Origin of the sequence: Streptomyces sp. S.PNR 29, assembly GCF_030386795.1 — a bacterium.
Lineage (GTDB): Bacteria > Actinomycetota > Actinomycetes > Streptomycetales > Streptomycetaceae > Streptomyces.
In genome coordinates, this window is the sequence record NZ_JANUQM010000005.1 from 347,772 (window position 1) to 362,817 (window position 15,046).

Annotated in this window: 13 protein-coding genes; 7 read left to right on the forward strand and 6 right to left on the reverse strand. The window is 70.1% G+C overall.

Going from position 1 to position 15,046, the window contains the following annotated elements; all coding sequences use genetic code 11:
• Positions 1-4: 4 nt before the first annotated feature.
• Positions 5-976, reverse strand: a complete 972-nt coding sequence (locus tag NW895_RS16535) for an alpha/beta hydrolase (protein ID WP_289936306.1) — start codon at positions 974-976, stop codon at positions 5-7.
• 373 nt (positions 977-1,349) lie between these two features.
• Between NW895_RS16535 and NW895_RS16540 the strand changes: the two genes are divergently transcribed.
• The 7 genes from NW895_RS16540 to NW895_RS16570 all read left to right on the forward strand — a co-directional run bounded on the left by NW895_RS16540 (position 1,350) and on the right by NW895_RS16570 (position 8,406).
• Positions 1,350-3,242, forward strand: a complete 1,893-nt coding sequence (locus NW895_RS16540) for an amidohydrolase (RefSeq protein WP_289936307.1) — start codon at positions 1,350-1,352, stop codon at positions 3,240-3,242.
• Between the two features lie 126 nt (positions 3,243-3,368).
• Positions 3,369-4,031 (forward strand): hydrolase, encoded by a 663-nt coding sequence (locus NW895_RS16545; protein ID WP_289936308.1) that lies wholly within the window; start codon positions 3,369-3,371, stop codon positions 4,029-4,031.
• 38 nt (positions 4,032-4,069) lie between these two features.
• Positions 4,070-4,597, forward strand: coding sequence for a DoxX family protein (locus NW895_RS16550; protein ID WP_289936309.1), 528 nt, complete (start codon positions 4,070-4,072; stop codon positions 4,595-4,597).
• Entirely contained in the window at positions 4,578-5,315 is a 738-nt protein-coding gene (locus tag NW895_RS16555) for a YoaK family protein (RefSeq protein WP_289936310.1), read from the forward strand. Before NW895_RS16550 ends, NW895_RS16555 begins: the two co-directional genes overlap by 20 nt.
• A 68-nt stretch (positions 5,316-5,383) precedes the next feature.
• Complete coding sequence (locus tag NW895_RS16560; RefSeq protein WP_289936312.1) at positions 5,384-7,051, forward strand: MFS transporter; 1,668 nt, start codon at positions 5,384-5,386, stop codon at positions 7,049-7,051.
• Positions 7,052-7,152: 101 nt separating this feature from the next.
• The gene (locus NW895_RS16565) at positions 7,153-8,037 is read left to right on the forward strand and encodes a pirin family protein (RefSeq protein WP_289936515.1); all 885 of its coding nucleotides are present in this window, start codon (positions 7,153-7,155) and stop codon (positions 8,035-8,037) included.
• Positions 8,038-8,067: 30 nt separating this feature from the next.
• The gene (locus tag NW895_RS16570) at positions 8,068-8,406 is read left to right on the forward strand and encodes a GNAT family N-acetyltransferase (protein WP_289936313.1); all 339 of its coding nucleotides are present in this window, start codon (positions 8,068-8,070) and stop codon (positions 8,404-8,406) included.
• 98 nt (positions 8,407-8,504) lie between these two features.
• On the opposite strand, the gene NW895_RS16575 is transcribed toward NW895_RS16570, so the two are convergent.
• The 5 genes from NW895_RS16575 to NW895_RS16595 all read right to left on the reverse strand — a co-directional run bounded on the left by NW895_RS16575 (position 8,505) and on the right by NW895_RS16595 (position 15,025).
• Positions 8,505-9,362, reverse strand: a complete 858-nt coding sequence (locus NW895_RS16575) for a helix-turn-helix domain-containing protein (RefSeq protein WP_289936314.1) — start codon at positions 9,360-9,362, stop codon at positions 8,505-8,507.
• 118 nt (positions 9,363-9,480) lie between these two features.
• Positions 9,481-10,476 carry an alpha/beta hydrolase gene (locus NW895_RS16580; RefSeq protein WP_289936315.1) on the reverse strand — a complete coding sequence of 332 codons (996 nt, stop codon included), beginning with the start codon at positions 10,474-10,476 and terminating at the stop codon, positions 9,481-9,483.
• A 111-nt stretch (positions 10,477-10,587) separates the two neighbouring features.
• The gene (locus NW895_RS16585) at positions 10,588-13,401 is read right to left on the reverse strand and encodes a LuxR family transcriptional regulator (RefSeq protein ID WP_289936316.1); all 2,814 of its coding nucleotides are present in this window, start codon (positions 13,399-13,401) and stop codon (positions 10,588-10,590) included.
• Positions 13,402-13,444: 43 nt separating this feature from the next.
• Positions 13,445-13,888, reverse strand: a complete 444-nt coding sequence (locus tag NW895_RS16590; RefSeq protein ID WP_289936317.1) for an SsgA family sporulation/cell division regulator — start codon at positions 13,886-13,888, stop codon at positions 13,445-13,447.
• Between the two features lie 60 nt (positions 13,889-13,948).
• The gene (locus tag NW895_RS16595) at positions 13,949-15,025 is read right to left on the reverse strand and encodes a helix-turn-helix domain-containing protein (protein ID WP_289936318.1); all 1,077 of its coding nucleotides are present in this window, start codon (positions 15,023-15,025) and stop codon (positions 13,949-13,951) included.
• Positions 15,026-15,046 lie beyond the last annotated feature (21 nt).

The window sequence follows — 15,046 nt, forward strand, 5'->3', positions numbered from 1 at the left end:
TCGTTCAGGCGGTGTGCAGGGCGGAGCGCAGGGTGTCGGCGGCCAGCGTGATGGCGGCCTCGGCGGCGTGGGTCTCGCGCAGGGCGTTGAGCATCACGAAGTCGTGGATGATGCCCTGGAAGCGGACCGCGGTGACCGGGACCCCGGCCTCGCGGAGCTTGCCGGCGTACGCCTCGCCCTCGTCGCGCAGGACGTCGGCCTCGGCGGTGATGACCAGGGCCGGGGGCAGACCGGTGAGCTGCTCGGTCGTGGCGCGCAGCGGGGAGGCGGTGACCTGGGCGCGCTCGGCCTCGTCGGTCGTGTACTGGTCCCAGAACCACTGCATGCCGTCGCGGCGCAGGAAGTAGCCCTCTGCGAACTGGTGGTAGGAGCCGGTGTCGAAGCTCGCGTCGGTGACCGGGTAGAACAGCACCTGCTGCACCAGCGGGATACCGCCGCGTTCCTTGGCCATCAGCGTCAGCGCGGCGGCCATGTTGCCGCCGACCGAGTCACCGGCGACGGCGATGCGAGCGGGGTCCAGGCCCTTGGTCGCGCCCTGCTGGACGACCCACTGCGCGATCGTGAAGTTCTGCTCGATGGCGACCGGGTAGCGGGCCTCGGGTGAGAGGTCGTACTCGGGGAAGACCACGGCGGCGCGGGCGCCGACGGCGAGTTCCCGCACTAGACGGTCGTGGGTGTGGGCGTTGCCGAAGACCCAGCCCGCCCCGTGGATGTAGATGATCACCGGCAGGGTGCCCTCGGCACCGGCGGGCTTGACGATCCGCGCACGGACGCTGCCCGTCGGCCCGCCCGAGACGGTGATCCACTCCTCGTCGACCGCGGGCTTGACGACGTCGCCCGACTGCACCTCGTCGACGGCCTTTCGCCCTTCCGCCGAAGGCAGTTCGAACAGATACGGCGGATGGGCGGTCGCCTCCGCGAAGGCGGTGGCCGCGGGTTCCAGCACCGGCTGAACCGGCTCGACGGCATAGGGCATGGGAATCTCCTGGGTGCTCATGGGCGCGCCGGTTCTTCCGGCAAGGGCACGCTAAAGCTGTCGGCAGGCGGCAATTGCCCTTGAGCGCACTGCTTGTTTCCTCACAGTGCAGGGCTGTCTTCTGTCCTCCACGATGAAGTTCGGCGAAGAGCGCGACCGTGCGCGGTGAGGCAAACCGCTGTGCACTCGCAGGACATGGAGATGCGTCTGTCCTGCCTATCGTGTTGGCGAAGCAACAGCGGTCCCCCGCCCTTCCACACAGGGCTCGATTCGATCCGAGCAGACGGGCATTCGAGTGGGACTGCGTCACCGAAGTCCGCCGTTGCCGGCCATGACTTGGATCGAAGTCGTTTTCCCAGAGGGGTTTCAGGAGATGTCGACAATGCCCGTCGGCGGGCTGGTTCCGCGCGCCATGGACGAAGCCGCGGACCTCGTCGTCCGCAACGCGAAAATCCACACCGGGGACCCGGCCCGCCCGCAGGCGGAGGCGCTCGCCATCTGCGACGGCGTGATCACGGTCGTCGGTGACGACAAGGACGTGGCGCCCCACGTCGGCACCGGCACGAAGGTGGTTGATTCGCTGGGGCGACGGGTGATACCCGGCCTCAACGACTCACACCTGCACGTGATCCGCGGGGGACTGAACTACGTACTGGAGCTGCGGTGGGACGGTGTGCGCAGCCTGCGTCAGGGTCTGGCGATGCTGCGTGAGCAGGCAGCTCGCACCCCGAAGGGCCAGTGGGTGCGCGTGGTGGGGGGCTGGTCGGCCGAGCAGTTCGCCGAACGCCGGCTGCCGACCGTCGCCGAACTGAACGCCGCCGCGCCGGACACCCCGGTGTTCGTCCTGCACCTGTACCAGTCGGCCGTGCTCAACCGCGCGGCGCTCAAGGCCGCCGGTTTTACCCGGGACACCCCCGACCCCAAGGGCGGCCAGATCGTGCGCGGCCGGGACGGGGAACCGACCGGCATGCTGCTCGCCGCTCCCAGCGCCCTCATCCTCTACTCGACCCTGGCCAAGGCGCCGGTGTTGCAGAGCGACGAGGACAAGAAGACCTCCACCCGGCATTTCCTGCGCGAGTTGAACAGGTTCGGACTGACGTCGGCGATAGACGCCGCCGGCGGATTTCAGAATTTCCCTGACAACTACGCCACCGTCATCGAACTGGCGAAGGCCGGCCAGCTCTCGCTGCGCATCGCCTACCATCTCTTCCCCCAGACGCCCGGCCAGGAGATCGACGACCTGGCCCGCTGGATCGACATGGTCCGCCCCGAGGACGGGGACGCATGGCTGCGTCTGAACGGCGCGGGTGAGAACCTCACCTGGTCGGCCGCCGACTTCGAGAACTTCACCCAGCCGCGTCCGGAACTCACCGCCGGCTACGAGGCGGAATTCGAGAAAGCCGTACGCCTCCTCATGGAAAACGGGTGGGGATTCCGGCTGCACGCCACCTACGACGAAACCATCCGCCGTGACCTCGCGGTGTTCGAGAAACTCGCCACGGAAGGGCTCTTCCCCGCCGGGAGCCGGTGGCTGTTCGACCACGCGGAGACCGTCTCCACCGAAAGCCTGGACCGCATCGCCGCCCTCGGCGGCGCGATGTCCGTACAGAACCGTCTGTCGTTCCAGGGCGAGGCGTTCGTGCGGCGTTACGGCCCCGGAGCGGCCGCGGACGCCCCGCCTATCCGGGCCATGCTGGACCGCGGCCTGACCGTCGGCGCCGGCACCGACGCCACCCGGGTCTCCACCTACAACCCGTGGGTCGCCCTGCACTGGCTCGTCAGCGGCCGCACCGTCGGCGATCTGGCGCTGCGCCCGCTGGCGAACCGCGTCGACCGGCAGACGGCACTGGCGATGTTCACGCGCGCCGGCGCCGCACTGACCGGCGAGGACAAGGTCAAGGGCGTGCTCCAGCCAGGTTGTTACGCGGACCTTGCGGTCCTCTCCGACGACTACTTCACCGTGCCCGAGCCGGACATCGCCCACATCGAGTCGCTGCTGACGGTGACCGGCGGCCGGATCGTCTACGGCGCCGCCGAATACGAAGGGCTCGACGAGGAACTTCCCCCCGTCAGCCCGGCCTGGAGTCCGGTGGCGCACTTCGGCGGCTACCAGGCGTCCCAACGGTCGTCTCTCGTCGGCGCCCGCCAGGCGGAGTTGCTCGGCCAGGCCGTCGCCGAGTCGAAGCAGCACCGTCAGTGGCGCATCGCGCGCGGCCTCGCCGTGGACTCCGCGAGCACCCCGATCGATCCCTGCTTCTACCTCTGAGCTCCCGGAGGGGGCCTGGCCCTGAGCGCCCCTTCCGGGACACCCACAGGCTCCGTCCGACAGGACGGTCTTCCCAGGGCACGGACAGCAGTCCGCGCCACCACTTGCCGAGAAAGGCACACACTCATGGTCAACATCGCCGAGGTCACCGCTGCCCCCAGTCCCGACCTGCTCACCCCGGACAACTGCGCGGTGCTGTTCATCGACCACCAGCCGCAGATGTTCTTCGGCACCGGCAGCGGCGACCGCACCGCCATCATCAACTCCACCGTGGGCCTGGCGAAGGCCGCGAAGGTGTTCGACGTGCCCGTCGTGCTGAGCACCGTGGCCTCCGAGTCCTTCTCCGGACCGCTCATGCCGCAGCTCGCGGACGTCTTCCCCGACCAGAAGATCATCGACCGCAGCACGATGAACGCCTGGGAGGACGTCAACTTCGTCGAGGCCGTCAAGGCCACCGGCCGTGAGAAGCTCGTCATCGCCGGCCTGTGGACCGAAGTCTGCGTCGTCCTGCCGGTGCTGTCCGCCATCGCCCAGGGCTACGAGGTCTACGTCGTCACCGACGCGTCCGGCGGTGTCAGCCCGCAGGCCCACGAGCACGCCGTCCAGCGCATGATCCAGGCCGGCGCGGTCCCGGTGACCTGGGTGCAGGTGCTCCTGGAGCTCCAGCGCGACTGGGCCCGCACCGAGACGTACGCCGCCGTGGGCGACGTGGTCAAGGAGCACGGCGGCACCTACGGTCTCGGCCTGGTGTACGCGCAGGCCATTCTCGGCGCTCACGCCGCCGGCTGACGCACGGCACGGACACGTCAGGGACAGGCAGGTACACGATGGACGCTGGACTGTTGGTCCTCCGGCTGGTGGTGGGGCTGCTCATCGCCGCGCACGGTGTGCAGAAGGTGAGCTTCCGGCTCGGGGGCAACGGATTCGCGGGCGGGACCGAGGAGTTCCGCCGGGACGGATTCCGCGGCGGCCGGCTGACCGCGCTCGTCGCGGGAGCCAGTCAGATCGGTTCCGGCCTGTTCCTGACGGCGGGGCTGCTCACGCCCCTGGCCGCGATGGCCGCGATGGGTGTGATGACCGTTGCGGGCACCGTGAAATGGCCCAAGGGGCTGTGGGTCCAGAACGACGGCTACGAATATCCCCTGGTCCTGGTCGTCGTCTCCGCCGTCCTGGCCCTGACCGGGCCCGGACGGTGGTCCGTGGATCACGCGCTGGCCGTCACCCCCTGGCCGGTGTGGGTCTCCGTCGCCGCGATCGTGACGGGTCCGGCGAGCGGCCTGCTGACGCGCGTGGTGCTGCACCGGCCGGCCACCGCCGCACCGGAGAGGGCGCGGCATGCGCAGGCTGCTGAGTGACGCGCTGCGCACCCTGGTACCGCGCGGTGAGGAACGGCACGGCCCGCTGCCTCCCCTGATGCTGGTCCTGACGGTGGTCACCGGTCTGGTCGACGCCGTGAGCTACCTGGCACTCGGGCACGTCTTCGTCGCCAACATGACCGGGAACGTGGTCTTCCTGGGATTCGCTCTGTCAGGCGACGAGAGCCTGTCCGCGCTCGCGTCGGTCGTCGCGATGGGCTCCTTCCTCGTCGGCGCGCTCGCGGGGGGCAAGCTCAGCACTCGGTTCGCCACGCACCGGGGCCACCTGCTGAGTTCGGCCGCGGCTGTGCAGACCGTCCTGGTCTTGGTCACGGTGGTGGCCGCCGCCGTATCGGACGGCCGGGTCACCCCCGGCGTCCAGTACACGCTGATCGTGTTCCTGGGCCTCGCCATGGGTCTGCAGAACGCGGTCGCCCGGCGCCTGGGGGTCCCGGACCTCACGACGACCGTCCTGACCCTGACCCTGACGGGCCTGGCAGCGGACTCCACTCCGGCCGGCGGCGAGGCGCCGCGCCCCGGCCGCCGGGTCCTCTCCGTGCTCGCGATGTTCCTCGGCGCGCTCATGGGAGGCCGGCTCGTCCTGCACGGCCATCTTGTCCTCACCCTGGGCCTGGCCGTGGTGTTGCTCGCGGTCACCGCCGTGGTCACGCATCGTCTGTCGTCGGCCGATGCGAGCTGGGTCCGGCCGAGGCCCTGAATGACCCACCGGCCCACCGGTGGCTGCACCGACAGTCAACGCGTTCGCACTCACCCGCATGGACCAGCATGAGCACCTCACCGTCCTCCTCATCCACCCAGCCCCCGAAGCCGGATTCGCCATGGGCACCGCTCGCAGCACGCCTCTTCCGGGCCCTGTGGATCGCCCAGCTGGTCTCCAACATCGGCAGCTGGATGCAGATGGTGGGCGCACAGTGGCTGCTGATCGGACATGACGCGGCACTGGTGACGCTGGTCCAGACGGCCTCCAGCCTGCCCGTGGTGCTCCTGGCGCTGCCCTCCGGCGTGGTCGCCGACCGCTATGACCGTCGCGGAGTGCTCCTGACCGCGCAGCTGGCCATGCTCGCGGTCTCCGGCGTGCTGACCGCGCTGGCGTTCGCGGACGCGCTCACTCCCTTGCTGTTGCTGATCCTCACCTTCCTGCTGGGATGCGGCACCGCGTTGATGGGCCCGGCCTGGCAGGCCATCCAGCCGGAGCTGGTGGAACGCCGCCAACTGGGACAGGCCGCCGCGCTCGGCGGCGTGAACATGAACCTGGCCCGCGCCGTCGGGCCGGCCGTCGGCGGAGTGGTCGTGGCGGCGGCGGGCGCGGGCTGGGTGTTCGCCTTCAACGCCGCTTCCTATCTCGGCATCACCCTCGTGCTGATGCTCTGGCGGCGTCCCCGGGCTGTCGCCACCGCTGCGGGAGGCGAGAAGCTGCTGAGTGCCCTTGACGCAGGCCGCCGCTATGTCTGGTACGCGCCGGACGTCCGCAGGGTCCTGCTGCGGATGGCCCTGTTCATCCCCGGCGGCGCCGCTCTGTGGGCGCTGCTTCCCCTGGTCGCGAGTCGCTCCCTGCACCTGGGCTCGGGCGGCTACGGACTGCTGCTGGGCGCGGTCGGGGTCGGAGCGGTCGCGGGCGCCTTCGTGCTGCCTCGCAGCAACAGAGTGCTCGGCGCCAACGGCACTCTGTGCGGCGGCGCCCTGGTCTTCGCGGGTGTCCTCGTCGTCCTGGCCACCATACGGATCCCGTGGTTGGTCACCGTGGCGCTGCTGTTCGCCGGGCTGGCGTGGATCGGGGTGCTGTCCACCCTCAACGCGGCCATGCAGACGCGGCTCCCCGGCTGGGTCAGGGCCCGCGGCCTCGCCGTCTATCTTCTTGTCTTCCAGGGCGGCCAGGCGCTGGTGGCACCGCTGTGGGGCGCCCTCGCCGACCGGCTGGGGCTCACCGTCCCGCTCCTGACGGGCAGCACGTTGCTGCTGCTCAGCGCCACCAGCGTGCGTCGCTGGCCGCTGCACGGGACGGAAAGCATCGACCCCTCCCCCTCCGCGCACTGGCCGGTCCCGCCCCTGGTGTTCGAGCCGGGCCCAACCACCGGCCCGGTACTCATCACCGTTTCCTACCGCGTCGCGCCAGGAAAGGAACCAGCCTTCAGCGACTGCATGGACCACGTCGCCCGTTCCCGGCGGCGCACCGGAGCCCTGACCTGGGGTCTGTACCAGGACGGACAGGATCCCGGGCACTTCATCGAGACCTACCTCGTCGTCTCCTGGTCCGAGCATCTCGCCCAGCACAGCGACCGGCTCACCCGCACCGACCGCCGCTACGAGGAGCGGGCACGCCGTCTCCTGGTCCCCGGCACCCGGCCGGAGGTGACCCATGCCTTCGACGCGTCCTCGGGACCCGTCGTACCGGCGACAACGCATCCATCGTGGAAGGGAGACGGTGCACAGTGAGCAACGTCGAGACAGAGCCGACCGAGTCGCACGGCCCGACACCGGCCGACAGCGGCCGTGACGCGAGGGCTCCACGCGTCGACGTACTCGCCCCGAGGGACGTGCCCCTCGGCGGCCCACGGGCGATGAAAGTACGGCGCACACTGCCGCAGCGCGCCCGGACGCTGATCGGCGCCTGGTGCTTCGTGGATCACTACGGCCCCGACGACGTCGCCGACACGGGTGGCATGGACGTCGCTCCCCATCCGCACACTGGGCTGCAGACGGTGAGCTGGCTGTTCAGTGGAGAGATCGAGCACCGCGACAGCCTCGGCAGTCACGCGCTGGTACGACCGGGCGAGTTGAACCTCATGACGGGCGGGTACGGCATCAGCCACTCGGAGGTCTCGACGGCGCGGACCACGATCCTGCACGGCGTCCAGCTGTGGGTGGCGCTGCCCGACCAGCACAGGTACGGCGAACGCGACTTCCACCACTACGTGCCCGACCCCGTACGGATCACGGGAGCCGAAATCAGGGTGTTCCTGGGCTCCTTCGCCGGGTCCGTCTCCCCTGTACCGACCTTCACGCCTCTGCTCGGCGCCGAAATTCTCCTGGCTCCCCGTGCGACCGTCACGCTCGCCGTCGATCCCGCCTTCGAGCACGGCCTTCTCGTCGACCGAGGACCTGTCCGCGTGTCCGACGCCCTCCTGCATCCCGCGGAGTTGGGATACACGGACACCGGGGACCGCACATTGACGCTCACGAATGAGTCGGACCACGCGGCACGGACCGTCCTGCTCGGTGGAACGCCCTTCGACGAACAGATCGTCATGTGGTGGAACTTCATCGGCCGCGGCCACCAAGAGATCGTCCGGGCTCGCGAGGACTGGCAGAACGCCTCCGACCGCTTCGGCGCGGTCGAGGGATACGACGGAGACCGCCTTCCCGCGCCCGCCCTGCCGAACGCCGCCATCGCACCTCGCGGAAACCCCTCGCGCCGCTGAGCCGCACCCACCGAAAGGATCCCGACCCCCATGAGCCAGCCCTCCGCCACCCCGACCGTGGAACGGGTGGACGCCCGGCACCGTTACGAAATCCTGGTCGACGGCAGGCGCGTCGGCCTGACCGCCTACCGCGACCGAGGTGAGCAGCGGGTCTTTCACCACACCGAAGTCGACGACGCCTTCACCGGCCAGGGACTCGCAGCCCAGTTGGTCCATGAGGCACTCACCGACGTGCGCAGGTCGGGCAAGCGCATCGTGCCGGTCTGCCCCTATGTCGCCAAGTACCTGACCCGGCATGAGGAGTTCGACGACATCACCGATCCGGTGACCCCTGAGGTCCTGGAGTGGCTGGACACGGAGCTGGGCTGACGGCCGGGTCGGTCCACTCACCCACCTACGGATGTCCCGAGCCCGACGGGAAAGGGCCTGGCAGCGTCGGCTGCCGGGCCCTTCGTCGCGCAGCACGGTCAGCTGGCAACCCACGCGTCGGTGGCCGGAGAGCCGACGCCCGAGGCTGCCAGCGCCTGCCATTCGCTGGGGGACATCCCGTACGCGTCCCGGAAGGTGCGGCTGAAATGCGCTGGGCTGCTGAAACCCCACCGGTGCGCCACAGCGGCCACAGTGATCCGTCGGTTCGGTGTCCGGCTCAGTTCGTGTCTGCACGCGTCGAGTCTCCGCTGGCGCACCCACTGGCTCACCGTGGTGCCGTCGTTCTGGAAGAGCTTGTGCAGGTAGCGGACCGAGATGTGGTGCGCGCGTGCGATCGCCTCCGGTGACAGGTCCGGCTCCATCAGATGCTCTTCGATATAGGTCCGGATCCGGAGCAGCATCTCGGTGCCGGCCCTCGACACACTCGACGCCTCGGCAGCGGTCTCCGTCTCAAGGAGTTCCATGACAAGGACAGTGACGAGATCCATGGCACTGCGGGCGAGCCGGTCACCGATCACCGACGTCCGGAACTCCGTCTCGGCGGCGAGCGCGGAGAGAAGGTCCGACACCAGCGCGCCCAAGCCCCGGCAGCCTCGCACGGTCGCCCCCGCGACGCGGTCCAGATCCGACTCCGAAACTCCCAGATAGCAGCGCGGTATACGGAAGACCGTCATCCGGCAGTCGTCGCTGAACCGCAGGGAATGACGCCGACCTGGATCGCAGAAAGCAAGGTCACCCGGCTCCAGGTACACCTCGTCCCCTTCCCAGGTGATCGCGACCGAGCGGCGGTCGAACATTCCCAGGTAGAGGACTTCCTGATTCTCCTCGTCGGGCACGGCGGCAACGATCTGGACGCATCCGGATGCCGTGGTCGTTTTGGGTTCGGCGGTGGGCATGCTGCTCTTCCCAGGTGAAGGACGTGCCGACGTAGGCGGCCTCATGTCCCTTCAGCCTGGCAAGAGCCTGCTGCGCAGGCATCAGTAAGTTGACGGTCGATTCCTCAGGAGCGGGCCGTCAGCTCCGGTCGGCCAGGGCGTCCCCGAGGAAGTGGCCGCCCTGGCTGATCGCGGCCCGCGTCGGAGGGCTGTTCCGCAAAGGGTTCAGGGAGACGAAGTCGTGCACCGTCCCCAGATAGCGAACGGCGGTCACGGGCACCCCCGCCAGCCGCAGCGAGCGAGCGTACTGTTCGCCCTCGTCCCGTACGACATCCGCCTCCGCCGACACGACCAGGGCAGGGGGCAGTCCCGCGAGATCCTCGGGGGTGGCCCGCAGCGGCGCGGCCGTGGGCTCCGCGAGGTCGCGCTCGTCGTCGACGTACTGCCGCCAGTACCACTCGACAGCCGCGCGCGTCAGGAGGTAGCCGTACTCGAACTGTTCTGCCGACTCGGTGTCGCTGTCCGGGTCGGTCATCGGGTAGTAGAGCAACTGCGCGCGGATGCGGGGACCGCCGCGCTGCTTGGCCAGCATGGTGAGGGCCGTGGCCATGGTCGCGCCGACGCAGTCGCCGGCCACCGCCAGCCTGCGGTCGTCCAGGGCCAGTTCGGCCGCCTGCTCGACCACCCAGGTCAGCAGCGCGTACGACTCCTCCAGCGGGACCGGGTAGCGGGCCTCCGGAGTACGGGTGTATTCGGGCACCACGAAGGCGGCGCCACTGATGGCTGCCAGCTCGCTGATCATCCGCGCATGCGTCCGGCCGTCACCGAGCATCCAGCGGCCGCCATGGAGGTACACGACCACGGGAAGGGGACCGGTCGGCCGCGTCGGCCGGAACAGCCAGAAGCCGACGAGCCCGGAGGGACCCACCGGTGCCACCCTGAACTCCGCGTCCACGGCGAAGTTGTCCGGCGTGTGGCCCTGCATCTCCAGCAGTGCCTGCCGACCGTCGACGGGTCCGAGCTGGTGCAGGTACGGCGGTGCGGCACAGGCGTCGACGAGCCGCTGGACGAGGGGATCGAGGACGACGGCAGGACGGTCGCGTCCGCCGGAATCCGTGGGGGGGTCGAAGTTCACACATCTCCCTGCAACGTCACTGTTGCGCGCTGTCGGTCCTCATGCCGAAGGCCATGGCAGGTGAGGCCGAATGGCAGGAGTGCCTCTACCGTACGGCTCATCGTTGCGGCCTCACAGGTCCTCGAAGAGACCGCGGAGCTGGTTGCGGCTGCTGACCCCCAGCTTCGGATACACGTTGTAGAGGTGGGAACTGACCGTGCGAGGGGACAGCATCAGCTGCTCGGCTATCTCCCGATTGCGCAGCCCCCGCGCGGCCAGCCGGACGATCTCCCGCTGCTGGGCGGTCAGTTCCGCCAGTGGGTCGGCCTTGGCGGGCTCGGTGGCCACGCCGCTGGCCCGCAGCTCCACCCGTGCCTCGCCCGCCAGGGCCGCCGCGCCGAGCCGGGTGAACGACTCCAGGGCCGTGGCCAGGAGCGGGCGGGCATCCAGAGGGCGCCGCCGCCTGCGCAGCCACTGCGCGTAGTGCAGCCTTGCCTGCGCCCTTGCCAACGGCCACTGATCACCCGCCGGGTTCACCGTGGCGAGCCGGAAGTGGTGCTCGGCGTCCTTGGGGTCGCCGGTCAGCGCGGCGGTGTGGTGCAGCAGCAGCGTCATCCGGGTCGTCGGCTGCGGCCCCATCGCGGCGCGCACCGCCTCGACGATGCGCGCTGCCTCCTTCTCCCGGCCCGTGCGCTGGGCGGCCGCGGCGAGATCTGCGATCGACCGGGGTGACAGGAAGTAGTGCAGAGGCGTGCCGTCCTCGCCGAACAGCAGCCGAAACTGCCGGAACGCGCCGTCGAAGTCGCCGGCCGACACGGCAGCGGTACCCGCGGCCCGCAGGAGGCGGGCGTGGGTGGCGCGGTTCTCCTCCAGGCCGACCGCCGTCCAGGCCGGGTCCGCCGGCAGGTCGCCGGTCTCGCCCCGCAGGGCCCGCAGGGTGGCCCGCAGGGCCTCGACGTCGATCTGCACATGCCGCCACTTGTGGACGGCCGCCAACGCCGCGGACTTGTCCATGTGCTCGTCGGCCTCCGCCCATCGGCCGGTGTCGATCAGCGCCGTCGCCACCGCCGTGAGCGAGGGTGCGGCCGAGCCCAGGGCACCGTACGCGCTGAGCATGGCGTACCCCTGTCGGTGGGCGTCGACGCACAGGTCGGACTCGTCGGCGTACCAGGCCAGCGCGCCCAGCCCGAGGAGGCGGGTCATCGCCGCCACGCCGGTCGACTCCTCGGGCATCCCCGGGTCCAGGATTCGCCGGAGCAGCACGGGGGCCCGGGTGGGGTCGGCTCCGGCCAGGGAGGAGGCCTGCACCGCGTCGGAGCTGTGTCTCGTCGCCAGCTCGGCGTAGGGGGTCTCGGAGTTCCCGGTCCGCACTCCCTCCCGCAAAGCCACGACCGGGCGCCTGACTTCGGGCAGACCCGACTGGTAGCCGACTGCCGCGAGGATGCTGGTCAGAGCGACCACCGTCATGCCGTTCTCGGGGGGATTCGGCTCCAGCGCATTCATCAGTATCCGGAACGCCTGCCGCTGATGACCGAGCAGGGACATGCCCATGCCGGCGGCACAGGCCGCCATGCCCAGCAGATCCCGGTCCTCGGTCAGCGCGGTGACCTTGTCGAACAGCTCGCACACCCACAAGGAGTCGCCGACGTTCTGGGCGGCTCTCAGCGCCTTCGCGTACCGGCGGGCCCGGTCGGTGATCGCGGGGCTGCACTCGGCGGAACGTTGCAGCGCCTGGCCCGCCGCGTAGAAGCCGCCGCGCTTCTCGGCGAGTTCGGCGGTGTCCTCCAGAGCCGCCGCCACGGACTCGTCGTGGCCGACGCATGCCGCGGCCAGGTGCCAGGCGCGGCGGGCCGGGTCCGTCGTGAGGGCGTCCGCCAGGTCCCGATGAACCTGTTGCCGCAGGTGTGCCGGGGCCGCGTGATAGGCGCCCGTGCGGACCAGCGGATGCCGGAAGAGCACCTGCCCGTCCATGACGGAGACGAGGCCGATCTCCTCGGCCGGGGCCCATGCCGACAGATCGGACCCTGCGCCGGCGGCGGCCATGACGGCGGCGAGGTCTTCGCCCTGCGACGCCGCGGCATACAGGATCAACCGCTGAGTCATCTGCGGCAGTTCGCGAAGCCGGGCGGCGTACAGCTCCTGGATGCGCTCCGTCCTCGGCAGTCCGCTGCCGGGCAGCACGCCCAGGCCGCCCGTTCCGGCCGCGCGGCACAGCTCGATGATGGCCAGCGGGTTGCCACCGGCCTGCCGCAGCAGCTCGATCCGTGTCCGGCCTGTGGGTGCCTGCGGCTGGGCGTCCAGGAGTTCGGCCGCTGCCTGTTCGGTCAGCGGCCCCAGCAGCACGGTGGGCAGGTCCGCCGGGACCCCGGTGGGGGCCGTGTGGCCACGTGCGGTCAGCAGCACTGACACGTCCTGTGCCGAGATTCGGCGCATCACGAAACCGCACACGTCGAGGGAGTCCCGGTCGAAGTGCTGGACGTCGTCGAGGGCCAGCAGGACGCGCTGCCGGTTCGAGACCTCGCTCAACAGCGCCAGGACGGCCGTACGCAGCAGCATGGAGTCGGGCGGTCCCTCGACAGCGATGCCGAACGCAGTGTCGAGTGCCTTGCGCAGATGGTCGGGCAGCGCGGCGGCATCGGACAGAACGGGGAGGAGCAACTGGTGCAGGGACGCGAAGGACTGAGGCGACTCGGCCTCGATGCCCTGGGACGCCAGGACGAGCGTTCCCTTGGCCCGGGCGTGGTCCACTGCGGCCGCCAGCAGCCTCGACTTGCCCGTGCCGGCGTCGCCGAGCAGGAGCAGCGTCCGTGGTGCGGTCCGCCCCTCCTCGACGATGTCCAGGACCTGAGCGACCTCGGCCTGCCGGCCCACCAGCTGTATGCCGGATACCGGGGAGTGCGTGCTGCCGCGCCTGGCTCCCGGCTCGACCTCGGTCAGTTCGGCCACGCCGTCTCCTTCTTCGTTTCGTCCGGGCCCGCCCGGAGGGCGATCATTCGCTTCCCGCCATGAGCTCGGCGATGACACGGTCCACGTCCACATGAAGCCCCTCCGTGCCCGGTGGTACGAGCAGATCGGTCTGCCGCAGGAACGCGGTGACCGCGGAGGCCGCGATGTCGAGCAGGGTGGCTCCCACGGGGGACCTGACGACCACCCGTACCGACTGCCGGTGGCAGCAGCGGCGGGGTATCACCAGGACGTCTCCGACGCCCATCGGTCTGTGCAGGCCCTCCGACAGCAGGCTGCGGGCGAACACCCAGTCGACCGTGCCGGTCGACGTCGCTCCGAGGGAGAGGCACACGGCGTAGGGATCGGTCCTGTCGTAGCGCAGCTCCGCGGGCAGCGGTACAGGCGGCTGGTCCGCGAGGGCGACGTGCACCACGACTTCGTGGGTGACCGGTAGCTCGTCGGCGGCATCGGAAAACGGTTTGCTCATTTCGTACCCCGATCATGGGCTTCCGCAGAGGTGATCCCTCTGCGGACAACCTAAATCGGCTCATACGAACACCTTCTCCGGGAACGTACGGGGTGTTGCCTGAGAAGGAAGAGCAGATTCCGGCCGGTGGACGTCCCGCCATTCGCTGGGGGACACCCCATAAGCGGCCCGGAACACGCGGCTGAAATGGGCGGCGCTGGTAAAGCCCCACCGGCGTGCCACCGCGGCCACGGTGAGACCCGTGTTCTCCCGGCGGCCCAGATCCCTCAGGCACGCCTCCAGTCGGCGACTCTGGATCCACCGGCTGACCGTTGTGCCCTCGCGCTCGAACAGTTTGTGCAGGTAGCGCACGGAAATGTGGTGGGCGTGGGCGATGCTCTTCGGGGACAGATCCGGGTCTTCGAGATGCCGCCCGATGAATGCCCGGATCCGCAGCAGCAGCGCCGCGTCGCCGCTCGGGGTTCCGGTGGAGATCCTGCCGAGCCGCTCGTCGGCCAGCACGGTCAGGATGTCCACCACATTGCGGGCGATCGACTCGCCGGTGTGCGCACGGTACGTTCCGGCCTCGTCCGCGAGCCGAGCCAGGCAGGTGGACAGCAGCTCGCCGAGCGCCGTGCCGGAGCGCAGGGGAGATGCCGTGATGTGCCGCAGGTCCGACTCGCTCAGGCCCAGGACCTGCCGGGGTACCACGAGGGACTTGGTCTGGAAGCAGTCACCGAGGATCAGCCGGACCGGGCGCGCCAGGTCGTAGATGAAGACCTCCCCCTGCCGCAGGGCGACGTCGCGGTTGTCCTGCTCGAGCCGGGCGTCCCCCTTGCTCAGCAGCTTCACCACGACGTACTGCTCCTCGGCGCCCTGGGCGATGAGCCGCGGCGTGCGCCGGGCCTCCAGCGGACCACCGTCCACCGTGGTGACCTGGAGCCGGCCGAGCGGTGCCGTGCGGATCGTTCCCGAGTTCACCTCTCGGGGGACCGACATGTCCACGGCGCCGAAGGTCCGGGACAGGGCCTCGCGCCAGTAGGCGCGTCGTTGGTGGGCGGGCACCGTGGCCGTGGTGAGCACGTTGCCCGCGAAGCTTTCCTCGTCGGTTGCCGGTGCGCCCGCCATCTCCCCCTGCCCTGCGCTTTTCTGAACCACCGCTCCATCTTTCACGACGCG

What these genes read in the sequence shown, in the direction of transcription:
- NW895_RS16540 (WP_289936307.1), top strand. Translation starts at nt 1,350, where the DNA reads ATGTCGACAATGCCCGTCGGCGGGCTGGTTCCGCGCGCCATGGACGAA.
- NW895_RS16545 (WP_289936308.1), top strand. Translation starts at nt 3,369, where the DNA reads ATGGTCAACATCGCCGAGGTCACCGCTGCCCCCAGTCCCGACCTGCTC.
- NW895_RS16560 (WP_289936312.1), top strand. Translation starts at nt 5,384, where the DNA reads ATGAGCACCTCACCGTCCTCCTCATCCACCCAGCCCCCGAAGCCGGAT.
- NW895_RS16590 (WP_289936317.1), bottom strand. Translation starts at nt 13,888, where the DNA reads ATGAGCAAACCGTTTTCCGATGCCGCCGACGAGCTACCGGTCACCCAC.
- NW895_RS16550 (WP_289936309.1), top strand. Translation starts at nt 4,070, where the DNA reads ATGGACGCTGGACTGTTGGTCCTCCGGCTGGTGGTGGGGCTGCTCATC.
- NW895_RS16555 (WP_289936310.1), top strand. Translation starts at nt 4,578, where the DNA reads ATGCGCAGGCTGCTGAGTGACGCGCTGCGCACCCTGGTACCGCGCGGT.
- NW895_RS16575 (WP_289936314.1), bottom strand. Translation starts at nt 9,362, where the DNA reads ATGCCCACCGCCGAACCCAAAACGACCACGGCATCCGGATGCGTCCAG.
- NW895_RS16570 (WP_289936313.1), top strand. Translation starts at nt 8,068, where the DNA reads ATGAGCCAGCCCTCCGCCACCCCGACCGTGGAACGGGTGGACGCCCGG.
- NW895_RS16535 (WP_289936306.1), bottom strand. Translation starts at nt 976, where the DNA reads ATGCCCTATGCCGTCGAGCCGGTTCAGCCGGTGCTGGAACCCGCGGCC.